This window comes from Sorangium sp. So ce124 (assembly GCF_051525235.1).
Lineage (GTDB): Bacteria > Myxococcota_A > Polyangia > Polyangiales > Polyangiaceae > Sorangium > Sorangium atrum.
Genome location: NZ_CP150312.1, coordinates 4,920,461 through 4,946,575 on the forward strand (window position 1 = coordinate 4,920,461; position 26,115 = coordinate 4,946,575).

Consider the following 26,115-nt stretch of genomic DNA (forward strand, 5'->3'; position numbering starts at 1 on the left):
GCTTACCATGCCGAGCCCGCGCGCCCTGGTTCGCCGCTACGGAGCGCGGAGAGCGCTGCTCGGCCTCGCCAGCGCGCTGCTCGGGACGCTCGATGGGGCCGCGGCGCTCGCGCAGGGACGGTACGAATCCGCGCTCCTGGGCGGGCGATCGGCGCTCCTGGGGGGGACGGGGGTCGTGCTGGGCGTCGACGGCGCCGCGCCCTTCCTGAACCCGGCCACGATCGTCCGCATCGAGGACCGGAACATCGCGTTCTCGTCGGCGTTCTTCCGCTATGCGCACCGCACACTGCAACGGTGGCACCAGCCAGGTCCGGTCGACCCCGCCCTGTACGGCGATCTCCGGCTCGATCGCACGACGGTGAGCGATCAAGGGCTCGACAGCCTCCCTGACGCGACTTGCTATTTCTTCAACTGGAAGAGCGGCGTGCGAGGCGCGGATTCGGCGCGGGTGCCGGTCGGCCGCCAGGTCGTCGCCGCCTGCCTCGGCAAGACGGAGGAGAACGAGTTCGGGTTCGACGCGCTCCGATTCTCGGGGGAGTCCGCCTCCCGGCGCGTGAGCCAGGCGCAGACGCTCCGCTACGCATGGGGTCGCTTCAGCGCCGGTCCATCGTGGAGCTACAGCGCCACCCCGCGCCTCGCCCTGGGCGCCTCGCTCTCGCTCGTGCGCACCCGCTACACGAGCTCGCTCGGCGTCGCCAGCCTCGTGGAGGAGACCGGGGCGGGCTCGGCGAGCAGCGCGACCTACCAGGCCGCGCTCTCGGGCGATTCATGGGACCTGCTCGCGCACCTCGGCGTCACGTACCGGCTGAACCGGGTGTTCTCGGCCGGGATCAGCCTGCGGACGCCCAGCGTTCATGCCGTCGACTCCCTGGATGCGAGCTACGTGGACACGCGCGGCGACGGGACGGCGGCGGCGCGCTACTGGGCCGGTGAAGGGGAGTTCGTGGCCCCCTCTCCGGCCCGCGTCGCGATCGGCGCGAGCGCGGAGTGGAGCAGGCTGCGGCTGGAGCTCGACGGCTTCTTCTACATGGGCCAGCCAGAGTTCGCGCGGATCGCCGCCGATCGTGAGGAGATCGCGATCGCGGGGGGCGCGGTGACGAGCCGGACGCGGGGCCGCCTCGACATCGTCGAGGCGGCGGCGCCCATCGTCAACGTCGGGCTCGGCGCCGAGGTGTTCCTCACGCGCGACCTCAGCCTCGTGGGCGGAGTCGCCTCCGATTTCAACGCGCTGTCCAGCCTGCGAGGCCCCATGTCCGCCGAGTCGAAGCTCTTCTTCGAGCGGTTGAGCGGCGCCCACGCGTCGCTCGGGTTGGTCTCCTATACCCGCTACGGCGATCTCGTGTTCGGCGCGCGCCTCGATTACGCCGCGGGGCAGATGGCGGCCGTCAACGCGTTCGCGTCGCCGGTGCGGCTCGACCCCATCGACTGCCGCGAGATCGGCGCGACCCTGGTGCTCGCCGGGAGGATCAGCCTGCGCACCGTGGAGGACGTGGCGCGCGAGATCGGCGACGCCGTGGAAGGCTCGGCCGCCGCGCCGCCCGAGCGGACCAGGCCGAGGGAGCCGATGCGGGCGCCTGCTCGAGAAGACTGAGCGGCGACGCGCGCCGTGGATCGAACAGGCGCCGCGCTCGTCCGGCGCGAGTCTCGGCACCCGCAGCTGCGCCGGAGGACGCTCCCACGCCGCGGCGCTCACGCCACGTCGGCGTTCCGCGGGCGCACCGCGGCGCGCTCCGCGAGGGCCTCGGCCTCCGCGAGCGCCTCCGTCTCCGCGAGCGCCTCGGCACCGGCGAGCGCCTCGGCGTCGCCTTGCTCCCTCAGGCGCTCGAACGCCGCGAGCGCGGCCGGCGCGACCGCCGAGAGCCAGCGCCGGCTCGCGGCGTCGAGCCGGAGCTCCTCGCGGAGCCGCTCCACCTCGCCAGCGCCCGCGGCGCCCGGGCTCGCCGCCGCGCGGCACACGTCGGCGAGCAGCTCGTCGCGCGCGTTCAGCGGCAGGTCCGCGTCCCGCTCGGTGAGGCGCGCCGCCCCGGCGATGTCGCCCTCCCGCGCCCGCAGCGCGAGCGCCACCCGCAGCCTGGCCCTCTCCAGGAACGGGTACGACGCATACCGCTCCGCGAGCAGCGCCATCTCGGCGCGCGCGTCGGCGCTCCGGTCCATCGCCGCGAACAGGAACGCGCGCTCGGCCAGGAGCGCAGGCAGCAGGATGTCCGCCGCCATCGCGCGCACCGCCTCGGTGCCCAGCCGCGCGAGCCCCGCCTCGCACGCCGCGAGCGCCGCGGAGAGCTCTCCTTGCCGCTCCGACAGCTGGGCGAGCGCGAGGTGCGCCTGCGCCGCGGCCGCGGGCGCCTTGCTTCGCGTGAGGGCCTCGAGCTCCCCCTTCCCCCGCTGCTGCTCGCCCTTCGCGACGGCGACCTGGGCGGCCATGAAGCGCTGCGAGAGCTTGCGCGCCCGCGTCATGTTCACGAGCACCGCACCGACGAGCATCACGATGAAGAAGATCGGCAACGCCAGGACGATCGAGAGCGGTCCGAAGATCGGCTCCGCCGGCAAGCGCTCGACCTCGGCCGCGACCGGCGGCGCCGGATCGGAGTTCAAGAATTGCCACACCCCCAGGAACACCATCACCAGGGTCACCCACAGGAGCAGCATGCGGCGCACCGCCTTCGCCGCCGGCTGGCGGCTGCTCCCGGTGCGCCCCTCCGCCGCGGCGCGCGCGGAGGCGTCGGCGCGGTCCAGCTCCGCGCGCGAGAGCTCCTCCACCCCGCCCGCGGCCAGCGCGGGGGCGCGCATGAACGGCGCCGCGTCGGGCGAGATGCGCGCCGCCCAGTCCGCCGCCGAGAGCTCGCCTCCGGCCTCCGGCTCCCGCTTCGCGCCGGTGCGGTAGACCGAGCTCGCCTTCGCCTTCAGCATGCGCTGGTACGCGCGGACGAGGGCGCGCTCGCGCGGGCGCGTGTGCTCGACGAGGAGGCTCCGCTCGCGGAGCAGGTGCGCCCGCAGCGCCTCCCTGTCGCCCGAGCGCTCCAGGAGCACCGCGGCCGCGAGCTCGGCGCGGGCGAGCACCTCGGGCGACGCGAGGGCGCTCGCCCGCACGATCTCGATGTCCGCCGCGGCGCCGTCGCGATCGCTCGTCGAGGCGCGGAGAAGGGCCCTCAGCGAGCGCGCCGCGGCGATCGTCGCGTGCTCCAGGTGAAAGGAGAGCGGGTCGGTGCGGCGGGTCACCGCGGCGTCGGCGCGGACGAGCGCGCCCGCGAGATCGCCGCGCTGCATGGCGGCGAGCGCGCGCTGGACGTCGATGACGCGCAGGACGTAGCGCGAGCGGCACGTCGCTTCCGCGTAGTCGAGCAGCTCGGCGGCGTCCTCGCGCTGGCCGGATGCCGCGAGGTTGTACGCCTTGTTGACGACCTGCACGGCGACGCCCGTCGAGCGGGTGCGGAGCCCGATTGCGATCAGGAGCGCGCCGGCCATCCCGAACGGCACCCCGGCCGCGACGCTGCCGAACCCCGCCACGCTCACGCCCGCGCCCAGCAGCGCCATCGCCCCGCCGAACGCGATCTGCCGGTTCGCGATGCGGCGCGCGGCGTGCGGCGTGATCCCGAATCTTGCAGGCAGCTCTCTCGCCATCCCGCGAGCGTAAGAGATCGCCGGCCGCGCCGGCCAGGGGATCTCACGGGTACGGCGTGGCCCGACCGGAGCCCGCGCTCCGTCCACCGCGCGGGCGACGGCGCGCCGGAGGCGGATCCCTGGCGGGCGAAACTAGGGCAGGGGCGCCGGCGGGTCGATCGGCTCGACGCGCACCCGCTCCTCGTAGAGCGCGCCGCCCTCGCCGATGTCCGTGGTGCGCGCGGTGATCAGCGCGTTGGCGCAGCGGCCGTCCCGGAGGTGGCCTCCCTTCGGGACGAGCGCGACGTCGCGGCGCTGGGCAGGATCGTGGCGGATCACCGCCGTCATGGCGCCGACGCGCGACGTGATCCGGCAGGCGCCGCCGTCGGGCACGCCGCCGGCCGCGTCCGGGTGGACCGTGACGACGGCCGGACCGCGCTGGGGGCGCGCCCACTGCGACGACTGGGACTTCTCGGTGGAGAGCGCCATGAGCAGCAGCGGGAACTCGCTCGCGTCGGGATCCACGCGCTCCTCCGGCGCCTCGGTGATGAGGTTGACCCGGCCGCTCGGGGTCGGGAACTTGCGGTCCTCGAACAGCACCTTCGGCGCCAGCGGGTTGCGCACCGGCCCGCGCTCCAGCGTCTCGAGGGTGACGCCGAGAGGCGCGAGCTTCGGCTCCGTGACCCGCCGCTTCCAGTCGCGGGCGCTGCCGTCGAGCGCGTCGCCGAGGCCCACGCGCCGCGCGAGCGCCTGCATGATCTCGAGATCGCTCTTCACCCCGGGCGGGGGTGGGACCACGGGCGTGGAGACGCCGAGGTAATGGTGGCCGTAGGCGCCGACCACGTCGTCCGCCTCGAGGAGCGTCGTCGTGGGCAGCACGAGGTGGGCGACCCGCGCCGTGTCCGTGAGGAAGGAGTCGACGACGACGACGAACTCGCGCGTCCGGAGCGCCTCCGCGACCGTCTCCGACTCGGGCAGCATCGCGACCGGGTTGCCGGCGGTCACCCAGACGGCGCGGATCGGCGGGTCGCTCATCCCGAGCACCTCGCGTCCGAGCAGGGGCTCGCAGACGGTGCGCGGCGCCGGGCGCTCGCCCTGGAACGGCGAGAGGTCGAACGCGCCGCGGCGCTTGAAATAGAACGAGACGCCGCCGCCGGGGATGCCGAGGTTCCCGCTCACGGCCCCGAGCGCGTCGAGGGCGCGCACGATCGCTCCGCCCGAGGTGCGCCGGCCCATGCCCCAGCCCACGAGGATCGCCGTGGGCCTCTCGGCGAGGCGGCGAGCGAGGTCCAGGGCCGCGCGCTCGGGCACGTCGGCCTCGCGGCACCACGCGGCGACCGAGCTCCGCCGCGCGAGCGCGCGGAAGGCGTCGAGGTGATCGCAGTAGTCCGCGGCGCGCGGGTCGGCCCACCCCTCGTCGAAGAGCACGCGGGCGACGGCCATCGCGAGCGCGAAGTCGCCGCCGGGGCGCGGCTGGTAGAACGCCCCGCAGAGCGACGCCGTCCTGTGGTGCACCGGATCGATGAGCACGAGCTCCGCGCCGCGCGCCTTCGCCTCGCGCAGCACCGGGAGCGTGTGAGGGCTCGAGGTGAAGACGTTCTTGCCCCAGAGGAGGATGTGCCGAGCGCTCCGCAGATCGGCGAGGTCATGGCTTTCCTCCTCCCCGAAATCGGTGAGCTGCGCGGCGTCGCCAGCGCCGGAGCAGATGTCGCCGCGCTTGACCGTGACCGGCCCGAACCGCGCGAAGAACGCGTCGGCGATCCCCGTAAGGATCCCGAGCGAGCCGCCGCTCCGGTAATGGAAGATCGCGGCCGGGCCCGACTCGCGCCGGATCGCGAGGAGCCGCTCGGCCGCGGTGTCGAGCGCCTCTTCCCAGGAGACGGGCGTCAGCTCGCCGCCCTTGCGGAGCAGCGGCGTCGTCAGCCGCTCGGGCGAGTACTGGGTCTCCAGGAAGCGCGATGTGCGGTAGCAGAGGAAGCCCCGCGTGATCGGGTGGTCCGGGTCGCCGCCGAGGCGCACGACGCGGCCGTCCTCCACGGTGGCCACGATGCCGCAGGCGTCGGGGCAGTCGCGGTTACAGGTGGTCTTGCGGAGCTCCTGCATGGCAGCAGCGTAGATCGGGCGTGCAGGGCGGTACACCCGCTCTGCCCCCCAGGAAGTCCGTCCGGACCTGGCCGGCCTTCCACGCCGCTCCGCCCACGCCGCTCCGCGGCGGCTCCGCGCGCCGGATCAGTCGGCCGCGAGCCGCTCGGGCGCGTAGTCGCGCGAGTCGTCGCCCGAGACCTCCTGGGCGATGGCCCGCAGCTGCTCGTAGCGCTCGCGCAGGAGCGACCACAGCCGATCGCGGATGTCCCTCGAGTCGAGCCGCTCCGGCGGGCGGGTGTTGCTGAGCAGCCACTTCGCGGTGCCGTTCAGCTGGGTCAGCTCCTCCCTGGTGATCGGGATCCGGCTCTGCACGTGGCTCCACCGGTCCAGGATGAGGTTGGTGATGGTGGCCGTCGCGCTCGCGGGATCGCCGGCGACGAGCGCGCGCCGGACGATGCCGAAGGTCTCGGGCACGATGCTGCGCGGGAAGTACACCTCGGCCGTGGCGAGCGTCGGGCGCAGCGCCCCGTAGAGCAGATCGAGCTTCTCGACGACCTCGGGCGGCGGCGCGCTCTCGGGCTGCATGCGCGTCACCGCGTAATCGAGCGCCATCGCGAGCTCCGGCAAGCTGCGGATCGCGTCGAAGCGGGACTTCGGCAGCCGGCGCCGGTGGCGCGCCGGATCGCGCGTGACGGACTGCACGGCGCGCCGGACGATCGCGAGCACCCCGCTCGCGTCGCCGCGAAAGGCCTGCACGTTGGCCGCGGGCAGGTCGCTCGCCGGCATCGCGTACCGCTCGTAGCGCTCCCGATCCAGGCTCTCGTCGCCCCGGGCCCGCGGGTCGACCTGCAGCGGCGCCGCGCCGGCCGATGAGGCCGGTGCGGATCGCTCCGGGCCCGCCTGCCGCGGTTCTCCGGCGCCGGCAGGCTCTCCTGGAGAGGGCGCCGCCGCCGCGTCCTGCCCCGTCTCTCCCGGATCAGGCACCGGCCCGGATGTCGTGCTCTGGGCGGTGCTCTCGGCCTCGAGCGGTGTGGACCGGAGCGCTGGATCCCGCAGCGCCTCGAGGTCGTCTCGCGCACGCGTCATCTCGGCCATCGTACGTAAGTCGGTACTTCGGCACAAGATCCGCCGCCGCTCGATCTCGCCGTCGTTCTCTTCCTTCTCTGCCTTCTCTTCCTTCTCTTCCTTCCGCCTCGCGGAGGATCTCGGCTTCCAGCGTCCATCGCGCACCCGCGGGCGCCGCCTCGTCCGCAGGTGTCATCGCTGCGCAAGCGTCACCCCGCACACACACACGAGCGGAGGGGTGGCCCGCGATGGGGGCGTCCACCTCCTGCGTGGATCACGCGTCGAGCGCGTCCCAGAAGGTGCGCAGATCGTCCGAGAGCGGCGCCTCGATGCGCACGCGTTCGCCTGTCATCGGGTGCGTGAGCTCCAGGAGCGCGGCGTGGAGGGCGTGGCGGTCGAGCTCGAGCGCGCGGCGGTCGTCGTCGGTGAGCACGCCGTCGGCGCCGCGCGCGAACATGCCCTCGTCCGGGCCGTAGAGCTTGTCGCCGACGAGCGGGAGGCCGCTCGTCGCGAGGTGGACCCGGATCTGGTGCTGCCGGCCGGTCTCGAGCGTGCAGCGGACGAGCGCGTAGCGCCGACCGGTGAGGGGATCGGCGCGGCGGCCCAGCACCTCGCACGCGGTGGCCGACGCGAGGCCGCGGCCCGGCGGCGCGACCCGCATCTTGACCTTGTAGCGGCTCGCGTCGTCGAGCTCGAGCGGCAGCTCGATCCGGAACGTATCGTGCTCGGGCCAGCCCCAGGCGATCGCCGCGTAGCGCTTGACGACGCCTGTGCGCTCCTCGAACTGCGCCTTCACGGTCCGGTCGGCGTCGGGCGTGCGGCAGAGCAGCAGCACGCCGCTCGTCTCCCGATCGAGCCGGTGGGCCAGGAACAGCCGCTCGCCGGGGCGCGCGGCCTCCATCATCTTGATCACGGTGCTCTTGTGGTACCGCGCCGTGGGGTGCACCGGCAGGCCCGCCGGCTTGTCGATGGCGAGCAGCGCGTCGTCCTCGTGGAGGACCGGGATCGGGGTGTCGGGTGCCTGCTCGTCCCACGGCTCGCGCCAGAGGAGGATGCACTGCTCCGGCCGGACGCGATCGCTGCCGCGCAGGCGCCGCGCCTCGGGCGAGTAGGCGCCGCGGGCGACGATCTCGGCGGCGCGCGTGCGGCTCGTCCGCTTGAGCTGGGTCTGTACGAACCGGTCGAGCCGCATCCCGGCCGACTCCGGCGGCACGCGCAGCACGGTGACGACCGACCCCTCCGGCACCTCCGCGGGGCGCACCACCGGCGTGCCGCGGCCGAAGGGGCCGCTCGTGCCGGCGAGCTCTCGCGCGCTGATCCTGGTCATCGGGTCGAGCCGGCCTTCGCCTTTAGCAAAAGCGCCGGCCCGTGGCGCGGAAAAGGGGCGGCACGCGCCGGCGCGCTGTCCACTGGGTTCACTGAGGGACGAGGATCTCGCAGGGGAAGTCGAACGAGATCTCCTGCGCGTTCTTGAGCTGCTCGCAGGCGTCGCCGACGAGGGTGAGCTGGGTGGCGCTTTCCATCGTCCAGCCGTTCTGTGCGTCGTAGGGCACGGGCGCGCCGTCGATGAGCACCTGGCCGAGCGACGCGTTGCGGAGGTCGACCTGGATCGAGCCCTGGAGGTCGAACGTGCAGCTCTTGGCGCCGGCGATGGCCGCGGTGAGCTCGTTCTCCAGGGCGGACGCGTCGGTGGGGTCCGGCGTGTAGTACGTGGCGGTGCCGCCGGCGTCGGCGTAAGTGCCTGCGCCGGTGAAGCAGTCCGCGTCCGTGCCGCTGCTGGGTCGCTGGACCGGCTGGCCCGCGCCGGCGTTCGCCACGTCCTGCAGGTGCTGCGCGAGCGCGCCCGACCCGAGGCCGAAGACGAACGTGCCGATGCCCTGCTCGTAGGCGTCCTGCACCGCGCCGACGACATCGTCGCGCGCGCACTCGGCCCGCACGTCGTCGCAGCGATCGGGCTCGCCGTCGGTGACGAACAGGATGTACTTGGGGCCGGGCTCCGGGAACGCGAGGAGCTCCGGGACGACCGTCTCGTTGAACGTCATGGCGGTGGGCGTCTCGAGCTTGCCGGGCGGCACCGTGGAGGCCTCGTCGTAGGCGGCCGCGATGGCGGCATGGTGGTTGAGGGCGATGCCGTCGGCTCCGGCGAGCAGCGGGCACTGCTGGTTGGCGGTCCCGGTGAACGTCAGGAACCCGAACCGCACCCTGTCCTGCAGCCCGTCGACGACGCTGAGCACCGCGGTCTTCAGCGGATTCCAGAAGCCGCTGCCGTACATGCTGCCCGAGCGATCGACGACGATCATCACGGTCGGCGTCTGCGGCTCGAACGTGATGTCGAGCTGCTGGCACGCGCCGCCGCCGCCGCCCATGCCGCTCGAACTGTGCGAGCCGGCGAAATCGAGCCCCGCGCCGCCTTCGCCGAAGCCGGAGCTCGAACCGGAGCCGGGGCTGGCGCCGCTGCCGCCCGCGCCCCCGATGCCGCCGCTGCTGGCGCTGCCGCCAGAGCCCTGGGTCGAACCGTCGCCGTCGTTCTTGCCACCACAGCTCACGGCGACGCCGGTGGCGAGGAGGGCGAGGAGCAAGGAAAACCTGGGAAAGTTAAGGGTGCTGCTCATGGAGAAACGATACACAGGCCAGGACGGCGCGTCTGCGCCATGCAGGGCCCAGGACGTGGATGGGGCGCAGGTGAAAAGTTGCTCGAAACGACGCGTGCGGCGCTGCCTCCTCGGCGAGACCCGGGCGCAGGTCAGCGTTCAGCGCCGCCTCCGTCGCCCCCTCTCGGCGTCGACCGGTGTGCGGGAGCACGTCCGCAGAGGCACCTGGATGTAGCGCAGCATGCAGAGGTGCCTGCGCGGGCCGGCTTTGAAGTGAAAAATCATACAAATCTGCTTGCGGGATCTCGTAAAAAAGTAATCCAAAATGCAAATTGAGTGCGATCGGCCCTTCCGGGTGAGATCGAGGAGCCAGAGCTGCCTGCGGCGCCGGTTCAGCGCGTGTCGCCGGCGTGGCGCTGGGCTCGCGGCGCTCTTCGACCGTGGGGCTCGCGGACAGCGGAGGTCGTGCACGGCGACGAGGGACATCGAGCGGGGCTCGCGAGGGCGTGTCGCCGGTCGTGCGACCCCGCCAGTGGGTTCGGAAGCCGCGCTGTACGCGCCCCGGTTCGTGCTACACACGGCGCCCGCATGGACATCCTCTTCGCTGCGTCCGAGATCGCGCCCATCGTCAAGGTCGGCGGCCTGGCCGACGTCGTGTCGTCGCTCTCGAAGGCGCTCCGGCTGCTCGGGCACAAGGTGACGATCGCGCTGCCGCGCTACCAGGCGCTCGACTCGAGCGGGCTGATGATGGCGCGCCGCCTCACGCCGATGCCGCTCGAGGTCGATGCGAAGGTGTCGCCGGGCGGGCCGATCCAGGTGACGCTCTTCGACGGGCGGCTCAGCACGGGCGTGGAGCTCGTCGTCCTCGATGTGCCAGGCTTCCACGATCGGCCGGGCATCTACGGCGAGGAAGGGCGCGATTACGAGGACAACGCGCGCCGGTTCTCGCTGTTCTCCCGCGCCGTCGTGGAGCTCGTCCGCCAGCGCGCCCGGTCAGGCTCGCCGTTCGATATCGTCCACGCCCACGACTGGCCCACCGCCATCGTGCCGTACCTGCTCCGCCACCAGCAGTCCGCGCCCGGCCGGACCGTGCTGACGCTCCACAACGCCGCGCACCAGGGCCTCTTCCCGAAGGACGCGCTCGCGTACCTCGGCCTCGACGACGACCACTTCCGGCCCGAGCGGCTCGAGTTCTACGGCCAGCTCAATTTCCTCAAGGGCGGCATCCTGGCGGCGGACGCGCTGACCACCGTCTCGACCACCTACGCGAACGAGATCCTCACGCCGAAGCAAGGCGAGCGCCTCGACGGCGTGCTCCGCACCCGGGCGAACCAGCTGTCCGGCATCGTCAACGGCATCGACTACGCCGTCTGGAACCCGATGACCGATCCGGCCATCATCGCCCGCTACGATGCGGAGGACGTGAGCAACAAGGGCCGCTGCAAGAGCGCGCTGCTCCAGGAGCTCGGGCTCGAGATCCGGCCGGATCGCCCGCTCCTCGTGTCCGTCGGCAGGGTGGTCGCCCAGAAGGGCAGCGACCTGCTCGCGAACGCGATGCCGAAGATCCTGAAGGGCGACGTCAGCGTCGTCGTGGCCGGCGAGGGCGATCCCGAGCTCATGGAGAAGCTCGCCGCCGCCGCGGCCAAGGCGCCCGAGCGGGCGAAGTTCCTCGGCGGGGTGAGCGAGGCCGTCGTGCACCGGCTCATGGCGGCGGCCGACCTCGTCGTCGTGCCGTCGCGCTTCGAGCCGTGCGGCCTCGTGCAGCTGTACGCGCAGCGCTACGGCGCCGCCCCGGTGGCGTGCAGGACCGGAGGCCTCGTCGACACGATCGTCGACGTCGACGCCGCCCTGGAGACCGGCACGGGGTTCCTGTTCGACAAGCCGACGGCCACCTCGCTGCTCGGCGGCGTGCAGCGCGCCCTCGCGGCCCTCACGTCTCCCCGCTGGCCCGCGGTCCAGCGCCGCATCATGCGCCTCGACCTAGGCTGGGACCGCCCCGCGCGCCGCTACGTCCAGGTCTACCGCCAGGCCCTCGCCAGCTGAGCCCCGCGCGCGGTCGCCTGGCTCTGCGCGCGGAACGGAAGCGGCTCGGGACACCGCGTGAAGGTGCGGCCCGACCGAGCTCAGGAGCCGTCCGCGCGACAACGTGTCGCATTGGCGCGGGGCAGGAGCCTCGCCTATAGCAGCGGCCGTGCTGGCCAGAGCCGTTGCCGGTGTGGTGCTTCTGCTGTCGTTCGCGGTGCACCCGAGGGAGGCGCGGGCGTCGGCCTGCTGCGGGGCGGGCCACGGCATGGCCCAGTGGCTCGCCCCCTCGGAGCGCGCCGCGGCGAGCTTCTCCGTCCGGCTCACGGAGCAGCTCGGGGCGTGGGCGGTGGACGGAGGCTTCGATGCGTCCGATGAGGGCGTCTACCACCGCGAGCTGAGGGCCGAGGCCGGGTGGCTGGTGCGGGCCGGAGAGCACCTCCAGCTCGCCATCTCCGTCCCGATGATGGTCACCTGGAGCGGGGTGGGGCTCGGCGGGGCGTCGTCCGGCGGCGGGCCGGGCGACCTCGGCGCGGCAGCCAGGATCGCGCTCATCGAGGGCGCGGCGTCGCCGTGGATCCCGTCCGCCGCGTTCACGCTCGGCGTGACGCTCCCGACCGGGCGCGGCCCGAGCACCGGGACGGCGCCGTTCGACGCGGGCGTGGGCGGCGAGACCGGCGCCCGCGCGATGGGCGTCGACATGACGGGCGCCGACACGACCGGCCTCGGGGTGGCCGAGATCCGGCCGGGGATGGTCCTCGAGAAGTCGTGGGGCTCGTTCCACGCGCTGCTCTCCGCCTCGACCAGCTTCCGCACCAGCCACCGTCTCCCGGACGGCGACGCGGTGCGGTCCGCGCCCCGCGTGCAGCTCCTCGCCGCGGCGGGGCCCGCGTGGCCCTCCGGCGCGTCGCTCACCGTGGGCGTGCTCCACGAGCGCGAGGGCGCGCCGCGCGAGGTCGAGCCGGGCCCGGGCCCCCGCATGCCCATGGGAGAGGAGCGCGTGCGGACGGCGCTGCTCGCCGTGCTGGCCCACGACATCGGCGCGCGCTGGACCGCCGTCGGCAACCTCCAGGTGGACGTGCCGATCTCCGGGATCGGCCGCAACGAGGGCGCGTTCGCCGCCCTGTCCGCAGGCCTTCGCTACGTGTGGGGAAGACGTGATTGAACCTCGTGAACAGCCTTCGCCGAAGTCACCCGCCAGGCGCCGCGCGGCGAGCGCCTGCGCCGCGCTGATCGCGGCGCTCGCCGTCCTCTCGCCGATGGGCTGCGGCTCCCGGGACGTGGAGCCGGATGCCGGCAACCGGCTGGACGTCGGCGTGAACGGGCGCATCGAGTTCGCGGTGGAGTCGATCGAGCCGATCAAGCGAGGCTTCAACACCTTCCACGTGCGGCTCACGTGGACCGACTCGGGGAACCCGGTGCAGCGGATCAAGCTCCGCGTCTACGCGAGCATGACGAGCATGGGGCACGGGTCCGTGCACGAGGGTAAGGAGATCGAGCCCGGCCTGTACGAGGTCGCCGACGTGCCCTTCGGGATGGGGGGCCTCTGGGACGTGCAATACCGGGCCCTGGCCTCGTCCCTCATCGACGAGGCGGCGTTCGAGTTCGACGTCCACTAGGCTGACGCCTCGTGCGAGCCCCTAAGGAACGCTCCGTGCGAGCCCCTACCGAACGCTCCGAGCGAGCCTCTACCGAACGCTCCGAGCGAGCCCTCCCTGCGCCGACGCATCACCCCCGCAGCGTGCCGGGCGCGCGGCGGCGCGGCCCCCTCTCGTCCTGCGCGGCGGCGCTGCTCTCGGTCGCGGCGCTGCTCTCGGTCGCCGCGTTCCCGGCGCCGGCGTCGGCCAACGGACGCTTCCCGGCCGCAGGCCTGATCGCGTCGCACCCGAGCGATCCGTCGCGCCTGATGGTCCGCGCGACCTACGGCCTGCTCGTCTCGCACGACGGCGGCGAGCGCTGGCGCTGGATCTGCGAGCCGGTCGTCGGCTTCGGCGGGAACGAGGATCCGATGATCTCCTTCCTCGCCGACGGGACGATCATCGCCGGGGTCTTCGACGGCCTCAGCGCGTCGAAGAACGGCGGCTGCGACTGGTCGTTCGCCCAGGGCGATCTGATGAACCGCTACGTCATCGATCTTTCGGCCGATCGCGAGGACCCCTCCCGTGCCGTGCTCGTCATCAGCATGGGGCTCGGGGCGGGTCAGTTCCTGACCCAGCTCTGGGAGACGAGCGACAACGCGGACAGCTGGACCCAGGCCGGCGTCGATCTGCCCGAGGACTTCCTCGCCCACACGGTCGACGCAGCCCCCTCGGACCGCGCTCGCGTCTACGTGAGCGGCCGCTACGGCGCGCCCGACTACGCCGGGGCCCTCCAGCGCACCGACGATCGCGGCGCGACCTGGGAGCGGCTCGACATCCCGGGGAGCGACGACATGCGCCTGCCGTTCCTGGGCGCGATCGATCCCGTCGACCCCGACATCGTCTACGTGCGGCTCGACGGCGATCCGACCGATGCGCTGCTCGTCTCGAAGGACGGAGGGCGCAGCTTCACCACCGCCTTCGAGAGCGCCGGCGACCTCCTCGGGTTCGCGCTCTCGCCGGACGGCGCGACCGTGATCGTGGGCGGGCCCCAGGACGGGATCTGGCGCGCGCCGGCCGCGTCGCTCGAGTTCGAGAAGATCTCGGACGTCGGCGCGCGGTGCTTGACCTGGACCGCCGAGGCGCTCTTCGCCTGCGGCGACGAGTTCGCCGACGGCTTCACGGTGGGCCGATCGATCGACGACGGCGAGAGCTTCTCGGCGCTGCTGCACCTCGACGGGCTCTGCGGGCCGATCGAGTGCGCGCCGGAGAGCGGCGCGACCTCGACCTGCGCTCCGCTGTGGGGTGCGACGGAGCTCACCATCGGCTCCCAGCAGTGCGACGGCGCCGCGGCGACCGGCAGCGGCGGCGGATCCGAGCCGCCGCCAGCGGAGGCGTCGGACGGGTGCGGGTGCAAGATCGGCGCGGCAGGCGCGGCGAGGGGCGAGGGCGCCGCGCCGTTCGCCAGCAGCGCGATCGGGTTCGCGCTCGCGGCGGGCGTCGCGAGCGCGCGGCGGCGCAGGCGCGCTCGCTAGCGCGGCGACACGAGCGAGCGAGCGCGCCGGCGGCCGGGAGCGCGAGCGCCACGGCACACGAGCGAGCACGCCGGCGGCCGGGAGCGCGAGCGCCACGGCACACGAGCGAGCGCGACGGCGCAGGCGCGCTGGCGAGCGTGACGGCGCTCGTGTGCAGGCGAGCGCCACATAACCGCTTATGGAAGCGCGCTCGCTTGGCCCAGGAAGAAGGGTACGGACGGAGAGGCCGGACCGACTCGGCGCCGTCCGCGGGAGAGCCGAACGGGCAAGCCGTCACCTGGTTCGTTTCTGGATCTACGTCCTCGTGGGCTGGCGTAGACTGAGGGTGCCTCGGCTCCGGCCAGCGCGTGAATGGCCCCTAGAGACCTTCCCAGATCGCCGCTCGCCGTCTTCCTGCGCGCTCACAGCGCGGAGATCCTGGAGGCATGGGAGCGCGCCGAGCGTCGCCGCGCGCCGGGTGAGCAGTCCCCCGGCTACATCGCGCTGCGCGACGAGCTGCCCTCCATCTTCGCGCGCCTCGCCGAGCGCCTCGAGGCGGCCGTGGCCGCGGCGGCGGCGCCGCCGGGCGGCGACGAGCCGGACGCGTGGGGCGGCGTCGAGTCCGTGTCGGTCGAGTTCCCCGAGCCGCTGCTCGGCTTCCGCGTGCTCGACAAGCTCCGCGACGGGTTCGAGCTGGAAGACGTCGCCGCTCACTACTCGGTGCTGCGCCGCTGCGTGCTCCGGATGCTCGAGCGGACGGGCACGCAGCCGTCGTGGATCGAGATGACGATCCTGCACGAGGTGCTCGATCAGGTGATCATCGATCCGGCGACGCGGAGCGCCGCGCTCCGCGAGCGCGCGCTCGGCGCGCTCGATCGCGTCTCGGCCGAGGGCATGGGCAACGTGCACATCGATCGGCTGCTGCGGCGGCTGGTCGAGGTGCTCGTCGAGTCGGCGCGGTCGGTCGACTGGGCGGTGATGCTGCTGCTCGAGGGCGAGGTGCTGCGGATCCGCGCCGGCATCGGCGTCGACGAGGCGCTGTGGGGCCTGCGCGCGTACAGGCTGGCGGAGGGCTTCGTCGGGCGCGTGGTCCGCGAGCGGCGCCCGGTGGCGCTGCGCTCGGCGGCGCCGGATCCGCTGGCCACCGACGCCGGGGGCGGCGCGGCGGGGCCCGAGTCGGGGGCGCAGAGCGAGCGCCCGAGCGACGCGCTCCACGCGCTCTACGGCGTGCCGATGCTCTCGGAGGGGCGCCTCGTCGGCGTCACGGTCGTGAGCTCCCGCCGCGTGGCGGAGTTCTCCGAGGGAGACCGGCTGCTCTTCAAGAAGGCGGCCGAGCGCGCGGCCGCGCTCGCGACCCAGGCCCAGCTGCGCGAGCAGCTCGCCGCGGAGCGCGGCCGGTTCGAGGCGGCGATCCAGAGGCTCCCGGTCGGCGTGGTCGTCGCGGAGGGAGCGTCGGGCGCCATCGCGCTCAACAACCGGAGGTTCGCGGAGATCGTCCGCGGCCCCGAGGAGACCCCGAGCAACGCGCCGCTGCGGACGCTGCTGAGCGAGACCGACGACGACCAGCGCGCGCGCTGGCTGCTCCACCGGGCGCTGCACGGCGGCGAGACGGTCTCCCGCGACGAGATGGAGTTCATCCGCGCGGACGGAGAGCGCCGCCTCGGGAGCTTCAGCGTGGCCCCCGTGCGCGACGCCGACGGGCGCATCACCGCCGCGGTGATGACGCTCGAGGACGTGACGGAGCTCAGGAAGGCGGAGCGCGCGCGGCAGCTCCTGCTCGAGGCGAGCGCGCTGATGGCGGAGTCGCTCGACCACCACGGGACGATCGAGCAGGTGGTGCGCCTCGGGGGCGAGCGCTTCGCCGACCTCTGCGCGCTCGATCTCGACGACGGCGGCGGCGCCCCGCGGCTCGTCGCGTCCGCGCGCCTGCCCGAGGCGCGGGCGCTCCTGCCGAGGCTGCTCAAGCACCCGCCGCTGCTGCTCAGCGACGCCGCCTCGCTGGCGGAGGCGACGGCGCGCAGGGAGGCGACGCTGATCCCGCTGGTCACCGATCCGTGGCTGCAGCGGATCGCCCGCGGGCCGGAGCACCTCTCGGCGCTGCGAGAGCTCGGCGCCCGCTCGGCGATCCTCGTCCCGCTCGTGGCGCGCGGCCGCAGGCTCGGCCTGCTGAGCCTCTGGACCGTGGATCGCGAGCTCCGGCAAGACGATACGGGCGTGGCCGCGGAGCTCGGGCGCTTCGCGTCGCTGGCCATCGAGAGCGCGCGGCTGCACGGCGAGGCGGCGCGATCGAGGTGACGCCGCTCGTGCCTCGGGCGTGATCGGACGGCAACGCCCGCTGGCGGCGTCGGGCTATACCTGCCCGCCCTCGTGGTCCGCGTCGGGGTGAGCTCGGCGGTTCGCCGGAGCGAGCCCGGCGGGTTCGTCCGAGGCGACGCCGGGAGGCGCGGGCGAGCGCGCGGCGGCTTGCGTCGCGGGGATAGATGAGGCGAAGCTCCCGCTCTCGCACACGACCGTATGACAAACACCAACCAAGAACGTCCCCTCGCTGTGCTCGTCGGGGTGCAGCTCCCCGGCGTCGACGATGTCGAGCACGACGCCGATCTCGCCGAGCTCGGCCGCCTCGTGCACACGCTCGGCTTCGACGTGATCGCGACCGTGTCGCAGCGGCGCGGCGCGCTCGCGGCGGCCGCGGTGCTCGGGGAGGGCAAGCTCAGGGAGCTCGCGGAGCTCACGGGCGGCAGCGGCGTCGTGCCCTCGGGCGCGCCGGAGCGAAAGAACAAGGCGCGCGCGCGCCGGGCCGCAGAGAGCGGCGACGGCGACGAAGACGACGTCGAGCTCGGCGGAGACGACGGCGACGACGCGGGCGACGACGGCGGCGCGGAGCCGCGCGCGGGGGGCGCCGGGCAGGCGGCGCGCCTGGCGACGGTCGTGGCGGTCGATCACGACATCTCGCCGAGCCAGGCGCGCAACCTGGAGCGGGCGACGGGCGCGCAGGTGCTCGACCGGGCGGGCGTGATCATCGAGATCTTCCACCGCCACGCGCGGAGCCGGGAGGCGAAGCTCGAGGTCGAGATCGCGCGGCTCAACTACGTCGCGCCGCGGCTCCGGGAGACGGGCGGCGGCGGGGACCGGCAGCGCGGCGGGATCGGCGGCAAGGGCGCCGGCGAGAGCGCGCTCGAGCTCGATCGGCGCAAGATCCGCGACCGCATCGCGGAGCTGAAGGAGGAGCTCACCGCGGTCCAGCGCGAGCAGTCGACGCGCCGCGCGCTCCGGCAAGGGCAGCGCCGCGTCGCGCTGGTCGGCTACACGAACGCGGGGAAGTCGTCGCTGATGCGGGCGCTGACGGGCAGCGAGGTGCTCGTCGCCGACAAGCTCTTCGCGACGCTCGACACGACGGTGCGCGCGCTCCACCCGGAGGTGCGCCCGCGGATCCTCGTCTCGGATACGGTCGGCTTCATCAAGAAGCTGCCGCACGATCTCGTGGCGAGCTTCCGCTCGACGCTGGACGAGGCGCTCGAGGCGTCGCTCCTGCTCTACGTGGCCGACGCGTCGGACCCGACGTTCCGCGATCAGCTCGCGGTGACGCGCGGCGTGCTCTCCGAGATCGGCGCGAGCGAGGTGCCGAGCCGGCTCCTGCTGAACAAGGTGGACCGGCTCTCCGAGGAGGAGCGGGACGCGCTGCGCCTCGAGTTCCCCGAGGCGACGCTGCTCTCGGCGAAGACCCCGGCCGACGTGGCGGCGCTGCGGGACGCGATCATCGCGTTCTTCGAGCAGTCGATGGTGGAGGCCGAGCTGCTCTTGCCGTACGCGAAGCAGGGGCTCATCGGGGAGATCTACGAGAACGCGCGCGTGCTCTCGGAGGAGTACGACGACGTCGGCGGCCGGCTCTCGGTGCGGGCGCACGCGGCGGCGCTCGATCGGCTGCGCAGCCTGCTCGCGCGCTGAGGGCGCCGCGGGGGCGGCGGGCTGCGCTGGCGCGTGCGGCGTCAGCGCGGGCGTGCGGCGCGGGCGCGCACGGCGTCGGCGTGCGCGTGGGCGGCGATGGCGCGCGCCTCGTCAGCCTGCAGGCGTCGCCGCCGCCGGCGGCGGCGCAGGACGATGCCGATCGCGAACGCCAGGAGGTGGAGCCCAGCAATCACCGCGACGAGGAGCCACCGCTGCACGCGCGGAGCGTAGCACCGGAGCGGCGGAGCGCGGGCGTCCGGGGCGCGTGGTACGCTCCGCTGTCCACCGTCGCTCCGCGCCATGAGCTCCTCCACCGACGCAGCGCTCGAAGCGATCGTCCAACGCGGGCTGGAAGCTTACCGCGCGGGGCGGTTCTTCGAGGCGCACGAGCTGTGGGAGTCCGGATGGCGCGACGAGCCGGACCCCGTAAGGAAGACGTTTCTCCAGGGGCTCATCCTCGTCGCCGCGGCCCTGCACAAGCTCACGAGGATGCAGAGCCCACCGGGGGCGTTGCGCCTGCTCGACAAGGCGCGCGCTCGGCTCGCGGGAACGCCTGACGGCATGGGCGGGCTGGCGATCCGGTTGCTCGTCGACGACATCACCCGCGCAGCGGCCGCGATCGAGCAGCTCGTGAGCGGAGAGAGAACCGAGATCGACGCCTCGCTTCTGCCCAGGATGGAGATCGCGGGCGACGTCGCGCCGCCATCGCCGTCCGGGGCGCGTCCGCGGCCGTGAGCTTCTGACCCGAACGGGCTCCGCAGTCGATTCTGCGCTCGTCGCGTGCGACATGGGACGCTGGCGTGACATCGTTTGCCTGAGTGGTGTTCGCGCATGGGAAGCGCCCGTGTGGGGGGATATCGTGGCAGACGGGTACTGTGGAACCGGAGTGGAGGGGACGGCGAGCGCCGAGCCTCGAGCCAAGCTGCAAACCGAAAGGAGCCGCGTGACACGGCGCAAGCAGATCCTGATCGTCGACGACGACCAGGAGATCCGGGAAATGCTCGAGATCACGCTGGAGGAGGAGGGCTATGACGTCCTCTCAGCGAGCGACGGCGAGGCCGCGCTCGCGCTGCTGGAGCGCAACCGGCCGAATCTCATCCTGCTCGACATGCGCATGCCGGTGATGGACGGTTGGGGGTTCGCCCGCGCGTACGCGTCGTGTCCTGGTCCGCGCGCGCCCATCCTCGTGATGACGGCCGCGGTGGACGCCGGCACCTGGGCCCGCGAGGTGGGCGCGTGCGCGTCGGTCGCAAAGCCGTTCGATCTGAACCGCCTGCTCGATTCGATCGCGGCGCACACGGGGTGCCCGCCCGGCCCGAGCCCGGCCTCCGCCTGAGCAGGCCCAGGTCGGGCGCGGGCCCGGCGCGCTGCCTGAGCGGGGCCATGCCGGGCGCGAGCCCGGCGCTGAGCGACTTATCTGAGCGGGGTCATGCCGGGCGCGAGCCCGGCGCGCTGCGTGAGGGGGTTATCCGAGCGGGGTCATCCGTGGCATGAGCCCGGCCGAGGCCGCGGCGGATCTGCCGCGGCGACAGTCGGTGGATCAGCCGCCCGTGGCGCGGCGCATCGCGCAGAGGAGGTCGCCGCGGCACGGGTCGGTGGGAGCGCGGCGGTCAGTCGTGTCTGGCGCCGCTGGGCCAGGCTTGGCCCGCGTCGCCGCGGCTGCACCCGTGGCCCGCGTGCGGTTCTCGGGCGCGCGCCGCGAGGCGACTGCGTCGTCGGGCGCGTTGCCAGCGCTGTTGCGCTCGACAGGAGGCGCGGCCAGCGCGCGCTCGGCGGGCGCGTCGATGCGCGGGAGCCGCACCTCGACCGCGCGCGCGGCGGCGGCGAGGCCGGCCGTCGCGCGAGGGCCGGTGGCGGCGGCATCCGGGGCAGAGATGCCCGCCGTGAGGGCCGCGATCGCGCCGGCGCCCGCGAGCAGGACGGCGATCGAGCGGGCGCGCCATGCGCGCGCCGGCGCGTCGAGCGCCGGCGCCTCAGGCACGGGTGCGGACGCGGGCGGCTCGCCGAAAGGGAAGATCGGCAAGAGGTCGAGGACCTGGGGGCGGGCGCCCTCCTCGCCGGCCTTCAGCGCGGTGAGGTCGATCTGTCCCGAGGACGCGTCGCGCTCCTCGCCCGCGGCGCGCGCCGCGGGCGGGGCCGTGACGGCGGCATCCTCCGTGATCGCCGGCGTATCCAGCGAGGGCGCGTCCACCGAGAACGAGACGGATGTGTCCTCTCCGGGGCTGGTGACGGCGGCTCGCTGTTCGTTCCCCCACTCCTTGTGCTGCGTGTACTTCATGGTTGCTCCCGCTTCAGCCGTATCGGTCGAGCGCTGGAGTCGCGCGCCTGCGCCGCCGGTCGGCATGTCCTTTCGAGATTTGGACATGCACACGCGCGCGCGCTTGGGCCCGCCGCGCGCCCAGGCCCACGCTCATCGACCGCGATCGCGGGGCGTTGCGATCGATTCCGCCCCGCGCGCGCCGGTGTTCGCCGCGTTCGCCGCGTGCCTCGCGTTCGCCGAGCTCGCCGCGTTCGCCGTGACGCACGCGCCTGCTACCGAGGTCGGGGAGCACCTGAAGCAGGCCCGTCGGCGGCGTTCGCGATCTTGCGAGCGGGCTCGTGACGCCCATACTTCGACCGCTCGGATCGCCGAGGGCGTGCAGCCGGCGGGCCTCATGACCGCGTGCGCTCGGGGAAGTTGGTTGCGATCGGGGCGTTCCTCGTCGAACAGAAGTTCCCACGCAAACGCGAATCGGATACTTGAGGTGAGATGAAATCTACACGGCTCTTCACGGTCCTGGGGGCGCTGATGTTCCCCCTTGCAGTGGCTCTGGTCACCAGCGGGTGCCCCAAGAAGGAAGAGGACGACGTTCCGCCGGTGCCCTCGGCTCCGCCCGTCGTCCCGACGCCGGCCCCGACGCCGACCCCCACGACGCAGATCGTGCCCGAAGAGGACGCCGGGGCGGACGCGGCAGACGCCGACACGGCGGACGCGGACGCTGGAAAGAAGGTGGTCGGCACGGGCGATCCCAGCGGGATCCGCAAGTGCTGCGCGGCGCTGCGCCAGAACGCGAAGTCGGCTCCGCCCGAGCAGCAGGGCGGCTACCTCGCGGCCGCCTCGGCGTGTGACGGCCTGGCGAACTCGCCGCAGGGACGGCAAGCGCTCTCGACCTTGCGCGGCCTCCTGGTCGGCGCGCAGATGCCGGCGTCCTGCCAGTAACGGGACGGACGAAAGGGCCAGCAGCGGTCGGGTGAGCAGGCCCCCCGCCCAGCTTGCCGGACGCGTCTGGCGAGCTGGGCCGGTAATCCGGCTGTCCTGAGGGCGTCGGGGCAGCCGGAGGCATCAGCCGTGCACGGAGGCATCAGCCGTGCACGGAGGCATCAGCCGTGCACGGAGGCATCAGCCGTGCACGTAGACGAGCGTGCCGCCGCCCTCGAGGTTCAGCGCTCCATGCCACTCGGGCGGGACGGCGGGCTCGGTCCACTCGAAGAGCCAGGCCGCGTCGGCAGGGGCCAGGTTGATGCAGCCGTGGCTGCGCGCCTTGCCGAACTCGTCGTGCCAGTACGCGCCGTGGAGCGCGTAACCCCCGTGGAAGTACTGGGTGTAGGGCACGTCACGCAGGTCGAACGCCGCCTCGGACGCCTCATTGTCGCCGTCCATCGTGGTCGAGACGTGCTTCGCGTGGATGTAGAAGGAGCCGCGGGCGGTGGCATCGGTCTCCTCGGGATCGGCCATGCCGCTGCGACCGCTGGAGATGAGCGCCGCGAACACGGGGCGCGTGCCCTCGTACGCGACGAGCATCTGGCGGCGGATCGAGATGTCGATCCACTTCTTGCCATCGCGCGCGAACCCCTGAGGGTCCTTGCGCAGCTCGGCGATGACGAGGTGGTCGGCGGCGAGCCATGAGCCCTCGGTGGTCTCGAGCAGCCCCTTGGCCCCGCCACGCGTGCGGCCGGTGAGCACCCAGCCCGAGCGGTGCGGCGCGAGGCCCGCGTCGACGAGCGCGCGGCCCGACGCGGAGGGGCGCTGCCGGGTCGCGCCATGGACGCGGACGAAGGCAGGGGCGCCCTTCAAGGCGGGATCGGGGCGGGGATCGGTGCCGGGCGGCGCGGGAGGGAGCTCGTCGGCAGGCAGCTCGGCGACGGAGAAGCTCGCGTTATCGGCCGGCGAAGCGGCGGCGGGCGTCGGAGCGGCGGCGGGCGTCGGAGCGGCCGACGACGTGGGGGATGCCGACGACGCCGCGGCGGCCGGGGATGCCGTGTCGGACGCGCCCGCGGGGGCCTCGGCGCCGTCGGCGTCGAGATCCTTGATGATCACGCCGCGCATCGCGCTGAGGCGCGCGGGGCGGGTGCGATCGAGCGGGATGAGGTCGAGCTCGGTCGTGAGGCCGAAGCGGCGATTGGTCCACTCGAAGGTCGTGATCAGGCCGAACGCAGAGCTCTCCTTGGTGCGGCCCGTATGCACGGAGTAGTGGAGCTTTTCCTCGGCGCCGTACGGCTTGGGGAGATCCCGGCCGGCGAGGAGGAATTCCGGCACGGGATCGAGCGGCAACGAAGAGGGCGCGACAGCCGCGCGGGCGAGGTGGGCGCTGAGCGTGGACCCCTCGACGCGGCGCTGATCCTCGACTGTCGGGAGCCGGAAGTAGAGGTGCGGCGGGGGCGAGCCCGACATGACGTAGTAGTAAGGCACGGGCGCACCACGGCGCGGACCGCGCACGGCCGCGGCGACCACCTGGTGCTCGAGCGCGAGCGAGGCGCCCTTGCCCACGCAGACGTAACCGCGCGGCGCGATCCGGTACCAGCCGCCAGCACATCCGTCGGTGCCCGCAGGGAGCTCGGCCCGATCGACGACCGCGCCGGCGCGCAGGTAGCCGAGCTTCGTCGAGCGCTCGTCGGGAGCGACGTAGATCCAGGTGCGCATCGCGATGCTGGCGATCTTCGCGCCCCGGCCCGGCAGCGTGGTCTCTTTCGAGGAGGGCGATGCGGCGGCCGACGACGCGAGCGACGCAGGCGACACGGCGTCCGGCGCGGCGGACCCAGGAGAGGGGGCCAGCGGCTCGGCCGAGGGGAGACCCGGGGCCGCGGGGGCGGCACCGGTGGCGAGCGGGGCGGTCGCGTGAGCGGCGCCGGAGCGGTGATCGTCGGTGGCCCTGCCGGGCGGATCCTGGGACGGAGAGCAGGCCGCGGTCGAGAGGACGAGCGGGGATGCGCCGGCGAAGGCGACGGCGAGAGCGCCAGCGCGGACCAGGGCGCCGGAGAGCGAGCGGGAGGGCGCCGTGGCGCGAGGGCCGACGCGGGGGCGAGCGCGAGTGCGCGGGGAGCGCTGCGGTGCGGGCAGCGACGCGGGGGCGGGGGCTCGAGCGAGGGAAGGCATCGACGCGAAGGCGGAGGCAGGGAGACCCAGGCCCGAGGTGCGAAGGCGCGCGGGGCCAGCGAGCCAGCGGGCGACGAGGAGCCGAAGCTGGAGCCGCGAGGGGCTGAGCGGGCGAGGTGTATGCTGAACCGAGGGGGAGATGCAATCTCCTGCCGGCGGCGTGAGGACGGGGAAGGAGAGGAGGGAGAGGGAGACGGGAGGGGGAGAGGGAGACGGGACGAGGGAGAAGAGGCGCTAGCGCTTGACCTTCTTCGCGAGCAGGTCACCCAGCGTGCCGAAGTTGCGAGGCGCAGGCTTGGCGCCCTTGTCGTTGCCGCCGCCGGAGCGCTCGGCCTTGGCGTACGACTCGAACTGGCCGCGCTCCTCGTCGACGCGGAGCGCGGAGATCGACAGGCGGATCTTGCCGGACTCGTCCACGTTGAGGATCTTCGCCTCGACGTCCTGCCCCACCGTGAAGTGCTTCTTCAGGTCGGCGGAGCGAGGCGTCGCCGTCTCGGCCGTCGGGACGAGCCCACGGCCCGAGCGGCCCGACGTGCCTGCGATCTGGACGAAGACGCCGTAACGCTCGATGCCCGTCACCTTGCCCTTGACCCGCGCTCCCTCGACGAGCAGCGGCGCGCCGCCCGCGGCAGGCGCGGAGACCGCGAGCGACGTCGCGCCGTCGCCGCCGTCGCTCGCGCGCACGACGACCGGCGTGAGGCGCACCTGGCCGGTGCCAGAGTCGACGCCGGCGACAACGGCCGAGACGCGCGAGCCGACCTCGACGCGGAGCTTGCCGTCGCCGTCAGCGAGCGCGACGCGCTCGAACATGCCCTCCTGCTTGCCGCCAAGATCCGCGAAGACCGCCTCGCGAGCGATCGCGACCACGGTCACCTCGACGGTCTCTCCCGTGTGGTACTGGCGGCGGCGCTGCTTGCCAGCTCCTTCGGACTGCTCGAAGAGCGAAGCGAACGATTCCTTGGAGGCGGCGGAAGGGCGTGACGACGACATGGCGCGACCTCATAGCGCGAGGCGAGGGCGCGAGGAAGGCGGCGATGAGCGGGAAGCGAGGGGGGAGGCGGGAGGATGGCGGTGGAGAGGGAGGGGGCGGAAGCGGAAGGAGGGGGGGGAGGCGGGGAGGGGCTGGGGAGAGGACGGGGAGGGCGGAGAGCAGGGAGGCGGCGGGAACGGAAAGGTGGAACCTGGCGGGGGCTTCTGCTAGCTTCGCCGCCGCTGAATCGGGTCGATAGCTCAGTCGGTAGAGCTGCGGACTTTTAATCCGTAGGTCCAGGGTTCGAGTCCCTGTCGACCCACCAAGTAACTACGCGGAACTGCTGACCTTTCCGACCAGCATCCCCGCTTGTTCCAGGTTTTCTCCAGGGACCGCCCTGGCAGTCGAGCTTCGGCTGGATGCGCGCCTGCCCCCGGCGGAATACGCCTTCCTCGAGCTGCTCCTGCACCCGCTTGGCTGCGTCGGTGATGTCGGGGGCGAGCGTGGGGAGCGCCTCCGGTAGGCCGCCGCCTCCGCGGGGCGGTGGGCGCAGGCGCGCAGGGCGTCGTCCACCGCCATGATCGACTTGGATACCGCGCTCCGGTCCACCGTGTCGAGCACGGCGATGACGCGGGCGCGATCGTCGGGCTTCTGCCAGAGGCCGTACCGGTGCACGGCGAGGTAATCGAGCTCGACCTCGGCGCAGTCGTCCAGTCAGGTGGCGGCGCGGAGCACGCGGGTGACCGCGATCCAGCGCCGGTCTGACGCGCTCCGTGATCCGATCAGCGGAAGTGGTTTCCGTGTGCGACCATGGCCTCGGCGTGCGCGAGGACCTCCGTGTGCACGCGGGGGACATGGGGGACGGTGGCGCCGGAGTTCGAGGGATCGGGGGTGGACCTGGTGGGCATGAACGAGTCCTCGCTCCAGGCCCTGAAGTTCCATCGCCTCACCCTTCCATCACGCTCCCGGAACGGGAGCTGAACCTGTCCATTGATGTCTGACAAGGCTCCGCTTCAGACCGACAAGACGTCTTGTTCGGGAGTGCCAAATGCCGAACGGGCTCCCCTCGAACGGCCACGAGATCCGTCTCGCCTACCCGCCGCACGCCGAGTCGAGGGGGTGGCTCGCCTGCCGCGTCGTCGATATGGCGTCCGCGAGCCGGCGGCCGAGCTCCGGCGCCTTCATGATGCCGCTCGAGCGGCAGCGCTGCTTCGGGGTCGCGGCCGAACTGGCGCTCCCGGCGATCCTGGCCGAGAGCCGCAAGCGCGATGCCGGTGTAACCAACATGGGGGCTCTCCACTGCTGCACCTCGCTGGGGCGACCTTTCCGCCGGCGCCGCCCCGCCCCCGACATCACGACGAGAGGGGCTGAAACGTGCGGATCGTGCTTGGTCTTC

At 73.4% G+C, this 26,115-nt stretch carries 22 protein-coding genes and 1 tRNA gene; 12 read left to right on the forward strand and 11 right to left on the reverse strand.

Annotated elements, in window-relative coordinates:
* The first annotated feature begins 7 nt into the window (after positions 1-7).
* Positions 8-1,591 (forward strand): hypothetical protein, encoded by a 1,584-nt coding sequence (locus WMF19_RS18425; RefSeq protein ID WP_437900290.1) that lies wholly within the window; start codon positions 8-10, stop codon positions 1,589-1,591.
* A 98-nt stretch (positions 1,592-1,689) separates the two neighbouring features.
* Here the strand turns inward: WMF19_RS18425 and WMF19_RS18430 are convergent, their stop codons facing one another.
* The 5 genes from WMF19_RS18430 to WMF19_RS18450 form a co-directional block, all read right to left on the reverse strand.
* Positions 1,690-3,618 carry a hypothetical protein gene (locus WMF19_RS18430; protein ID WP_437900291.1) on the reverse strand — a complete coding sequence of 643 codons (1,929 nt, stop codon included), beginning with the start codon at positions 3,616-3,618 and terminating at the stop codon, positions 1,690-1,692.
* A 132-nt stretch (positions 3,619-3,750) separates the two neighbouring features.
* Positions 3,751-5,700 (reverse strand): molybdopterin-dependent oxidoreductase, encoded by a 1,950-nt coding sequence (locus WMF19_RS18435; protein ID WP_437900292.1) that lies wholly within the window; start codon positions 5,698-5,700, stop codon positions 3,751-3,753.
* Between the two features lie 126 nt (positions 5,701-5,826).
* Positions 5,827-6,768: a hypothetical protein gene (locus WMF19_RS18440; protein ID WP_437900293.1), complete on the reverse strand. Its 942-nt coding sequence runs from the start codon at positions 6,766-6,768 to the stop codon at positions 5,827-5,829.
* Positions 6,769-7,021: 253 nt separating this feature from the next.
* The gene (locus WMF19_RS18445) at positions 7,022-8,074 is read right to left on the reverse strand and encodes an RluA family pseudouridine synthase (RefSeq protein WP_437900294.1); all 1,053 of its coding nucleotides are present in this window, start codon (positions 8,072-8,074) and stop codon (positions 7,022-7,024) included.
* 88 nt (positions 8,075-8,162) lie between these two features.
* Positions 8,163-9,359 (reverse strand): vWA domain-containing protein, encoded by a 1,197-nt coding sequence (locus WMF19_RS18450; RefSeq protein ID WP_437900295.1) that lies wholly within the window; start codon positions 9,357-9,359, stop codon positions 8,163-8,165.
* Between the two features lie 567 nt (positions 9,360-9,926).
* On the opposite strand from WMF19_RS18450, the gene glgA reads away from it, so the two are divergent.
* From glgA to hflX, 6 genes are all read left to right on the forward strand, one after another.
* The gene (glgA, locus tag WMF19_RS18455; protein WP_437900296.1) at positions 9,927-11,381 is read left to right on the forward strand and encodes a glycogen synthase GlgA; all 1,455 of its coding nucleotides are present in this window, start codon (positions 9,927-9,929) and stop codon (positions 11,379-11,381) included.
* Between the two features lie 148 nt (positions 11,382-11,529).
* Positions 11,530-12,525 carry a hypothetical protein gene (locus tag WMF19_RS18460; RefSeq protein WP_437900297.1) on the forward strand — a complete coding sequence of 332 codons (996 nt, stop codon included), beginning with the start codon at positions 11,530-11,532 and terminating at the stop codon, positions 12,523-12,525.
* A complete protein-coding gene (locus tag WMF19_RS18465; protein WP_437900298.1) occupies positions 12,518-12,979 on the forward strand; it encodes a FixH family protein in 462 nt (153 codons plus the stop codon). Before WMF19_RS18460 ends, WMF19_RS18465 begins: the two co-directional genes overlap by 8 nt.
* A 122-nt stretch (positions 12,980-13,101) precedes the next feature.
* Positions 13,102-14,472, forward strand: coding sequence for a WD40/YVTN/BNR-like repeat-containing protein (locus WMF19_RS18470; protein WP_437900299.1), 1,371 nt, complete (start codon positions 13,102-13,104; stop codon positions 14,470-14,472).
* A gap of 351 nt (positions 14,473-14,823) precedes the next feature.
* Complete coding sequence (locus WMF19_RS18475; RefSeq protein ID WP_437900300.1) at positions 14,824-16,746, forward strand: GAF domain-containing protein; 1,923 nt, start codon at positions 14,824-14,826, stop codon at positions 16,744-16,746.
* Between the two features lie 219 nt (positions 16,747-16,965).
* Entirely contained in the window at positions 16,966-18,396 is a 1,431-nt protein-coding gene (gene hflX, locus WMF19_RS18480; protein WP_437900301.1) for a GTPase HflX, read from the forward strand.
* Between the two features lie 41 nt (positions 18,397-18,437).
* On the opposite strand, the gene WMF19_RS18485 is transcribed toward hflX, so the two are convergent.
* Positions 18,438-18,614 carry a hypothetical protein gene (locus tag WMF19_RS18485; RefSeq protein WP_437900302.1) on the reverse strand — a complete coding sequence of 59 codons (177 nt, stop codon included), beginning with the start codon at positions 18,612-18,614 and terminating at the stop codon, positions 18,438-18,440.
* A gap of 82 nt (positions 18,615-18,696) precedes the next feature.
* Between WMF19_RS18485 and WMF19_RS18490 the strand changes: the two genes are divergently transcribed.
* Positions 18,697-19,131 carry a DUF309 domain-containing protein gene (locus WMF19_RS18490; RefSeq protein WP_437900303.1) on the forward strand — a complete coding sequence of 145 codons (435 nt, stop codon included), beginning with the start codon at positions 18,697-18,699 and terminating at the stop codon, positions 19,129-19,131.
* A 208-nt stretch (positions 19,132-19,339) separates the two neighbouring features.
* Entirely contained in the window at positions 19,340-19,732 is a 393-nt protein-coding gene (locus WMF19_RS18495) for a response regulator (protein WP_437900304.1), read from the forward strand.
* Positions 19,733-19,936: 204 nt separating this feature from the next.
* Here the strand turns inward: WMF19_RS18495 and WMF19_RS18500 are convergent, their stop codons facing one another.
* Positions 19,937-20,674 (reverse strand): hypothetical protein, encoded by a 738-nt coding sequence (locus tag WMF19_RS18500; RefSeq protein ID WP_437900305.1) that lies wholly within the window; start codon positions 20,672-20,674, stop codon positions 19,937-19,939.
* A gap of 471 nt (positions 20,675-21,145) precedes the next feature.
* Here WMF19_RS18500 and WMF19_RS18505 point away from each other — a divergent pair, with 471 nt between their 5' ends.
* A complete protein-coding gene (locus WMF19_RS18505; protein WP_272098387.1) occupies positions 21,146-21,595 on the forward strand; it encodes an acyltransferase in 450 nt (149 codons plus the stop codon).
* Positions 21,596-21,775: 180 nt separating this feature from the next.
* On the opposite strand, the gene WMF19_RS18510 is transcribed toward WMF19_RS18505, so the two are convergent.
* Positions 21,776-23,296 carry a L,D-transpeptidase gene (locus WMF19_RS18510; RefSeq protein ID WP_437900306.1) on the reverse strand — a complete coding sequence of 507 codons (1,521 nt, stop codon included), beginning with the start codon at positions 23,294-23,296 and terminating at the stop codon, positions 21,776-21,778.
* 4 nt (positions 23,297-23,300) lie between these two features.
* On the opposite strand from WMF19_RS18510, the gene WMF19_RS18515 reads away from it, so the two are divergent.
* A complete protein-coding gene (locus WMF19_RS18515) occupies positions 23,301-23,495 on the forward strand; it encodes a hypothetical protein (protein ID WP_272098389.1) in 195 nt (64 codons plus the stop codon).
* A gap of 488 nt (positions 23,496-23,983) precedes the next feature.
* Here WMF19_RS18515 and WMF19_RS18520 read toward each other — a convergent pair whose 3' ends face one another.
* Complete coding sequence (locus WMF19_RS18520) at positions 23,984-24,739, reverse strand: S1 RNA-binding domain-containing protein (protein ID WP_272098390.1); 756 nt, start codon at positions 24,737-24,739, stop codon at positions 23,984-23,986.
* A 229-nt stretch (positions 24,740-24,968) separates the two neighbouring features.
* On the opposite strand from WMF19_RS18520, the gene WMF19_RS18525 reads away from it, so the two are divergent.
* Positions 24,969-25,044 (forward strand) — tRNA-Lys (locus WMF19_RS18525).
* A gap of 457 nt (positions 25,045-25,501) precedes the next feature.
* On the opposite strand, the gene WMF19_RS18530 is transcribed toward WMF19_RS18525, so the two are convergent.
* Entirely contained in the window at positions 25,502-25,627 is a 126-nt protein-coding gene (locus WMF19_RS18530; protein ID WP_437900307.1) for a hypothetical protein, read from the reverse strand.
* A 184-nt stretch (positions 25,628-25,811) separates the two neighbouring features.
* Positions 25,812-26,006 carry a hypothetical protein gene (locus WMF19_RS18535; protein ID WP_437900308.1) on the reverse strand — a complete coding sequence of 65 codons (195 nt, stop codon included), beginning with the start codon at positions 26,004-26,006 and terminating at the stop codon, positions 25,812-25,814.
* Positions 26,007-26,115: the final 109 nt, after the last annotated feature.

What these genes read in the sequence shown, in the direction of transcription:
- WMF19_RS18425 (WP_437900290.1), top strand. Translation starts at nt 8, where the DNA reads ATGCCGAGCCCGCGCGCCCTGGTTCGCCGCTACGGAGCGCGGAGAGCG.
- WMF19_RS18430 (WP_437900291.1), bottom strand. Translation starts at nt 3,618, where the DNA reads ATGGCGAGAGAGCTGCCTGCAAGATTCGGGATCACGCCGCACGCCGCG.
- WMF19_RS18435 (WP_437900292.1), bottom strand. Translation starts at nt 5,700, where the DNA reads ATGCAGGAGCTCCGCAAGACCACCTGTAACCGCGACTGCCCCGACGCC.
- WMF19_RS18440 (WP_437900293.1), bottom strand. Translation starts at nt 6,768, where the DNA reads ATGACGCGTGCGCGAGACGACCTCGAGGCGCTGCGGGATCCAGCGCTC.
- WMF19_RS18445 (WP_437900294.1), bottom strand. Translation starts at nt 8,074, where the DNA reads ATGACCAGGATCAGCGCGCGAGAGCTCGCCGGCACGAGCGGCCCCTTC.
- WMF19_RS18450 (WP_437900295.1), bottom strand. Translation starts at nt 9,359, where the DNA reads ATGAGCAGCACCCTTAACTTTCCCAGGTTTTCCTTGCTCCTCGCCCTC.
- glgA (WP_437900296.1), top strand. Translation starts at nt 9,927, where the DNA reads ATGGACATCCTCTTCGCTGCGTCCGAGATCGCGCCCATCGTCAAGGTC.
- WMF19_RS18475 (WP_437900300.1), top strand. Translation starts at nt 14,824, where the DNA reads ATGGCCCCTAGAGACCTTCCCAGATCGCCGCTCGCCGTCTTCCTGCGC.
- hflX (WP_437900301.1), top strand. Translation starts at nt 16,966, where the DNA reads ATGACAAACACCAACCAAGAACGTCCCCTCGCTGTGCTCGTCGGGGTG.
- WMF19_RS18490 (WP_437900303.1), top strand. Translation starts at nt 18,697, where the DNA reads ATGAGCTCCTCCACCGACGCAGCGCTCGAAGCGATCGTCCAACGCGGG.
- WMF19_RS18500 (WP_437900305.1), bottom strand. Translation starts at nt 20,674, where the DNA reads ATGAAGTACACGCAGCACAAGGAGTGGGGGAACGAACAGCGAGCCGCC.
- WMF19_RS18505 (WP_272098387.1), top strand. Translation starts at nt 21,146, where the DNA reads ATGAAATCTACACGGCTCTTCACGGTCCTGGGGGCGCTGATGTTCCCC.
- WMF19_RS18510 (WP_437900306.1), bottom strand. Translation starts at nt 23,296, where the DNA reads ATGCGCACCTGGATCTACGTCGCTCCCGACGAGCGCTCGACGAAGCTC.
- WMF19_RS18515 (WP_272098389.1), top strand. Translation starts at nt 23,301, where the DNA reads ATGCTGGCGATCTTCGCGCCCCGGCCCGGCAGCGTGGTCTCTTTCGAG.
- WMF19_RS18520 (WP_272098390.1), bottom strand. Translation starts at nt 24,739, where the DNA reads ATGTCGTCGTCACGCCCTTCCGCCGCCTCCAAGGAATCGTTCGCTTCG.
- WMF19_RS18530 (WP_437900307.1), bottom strand. Translation starts at nt 25,627, where the DNA reads ATGCCCACCAGGTCCACCCCCGATCCCTCGAACTCCGGCGCCACCGTC.
- WMF19_RS18535 (WP_437900308.1), bottom strand. Translation starts at nt 26,006, where the DNA reads ATGTTGGTTACACCGGCATCGCGCTTGCGGCTCTCGGCCAGGATCGCC.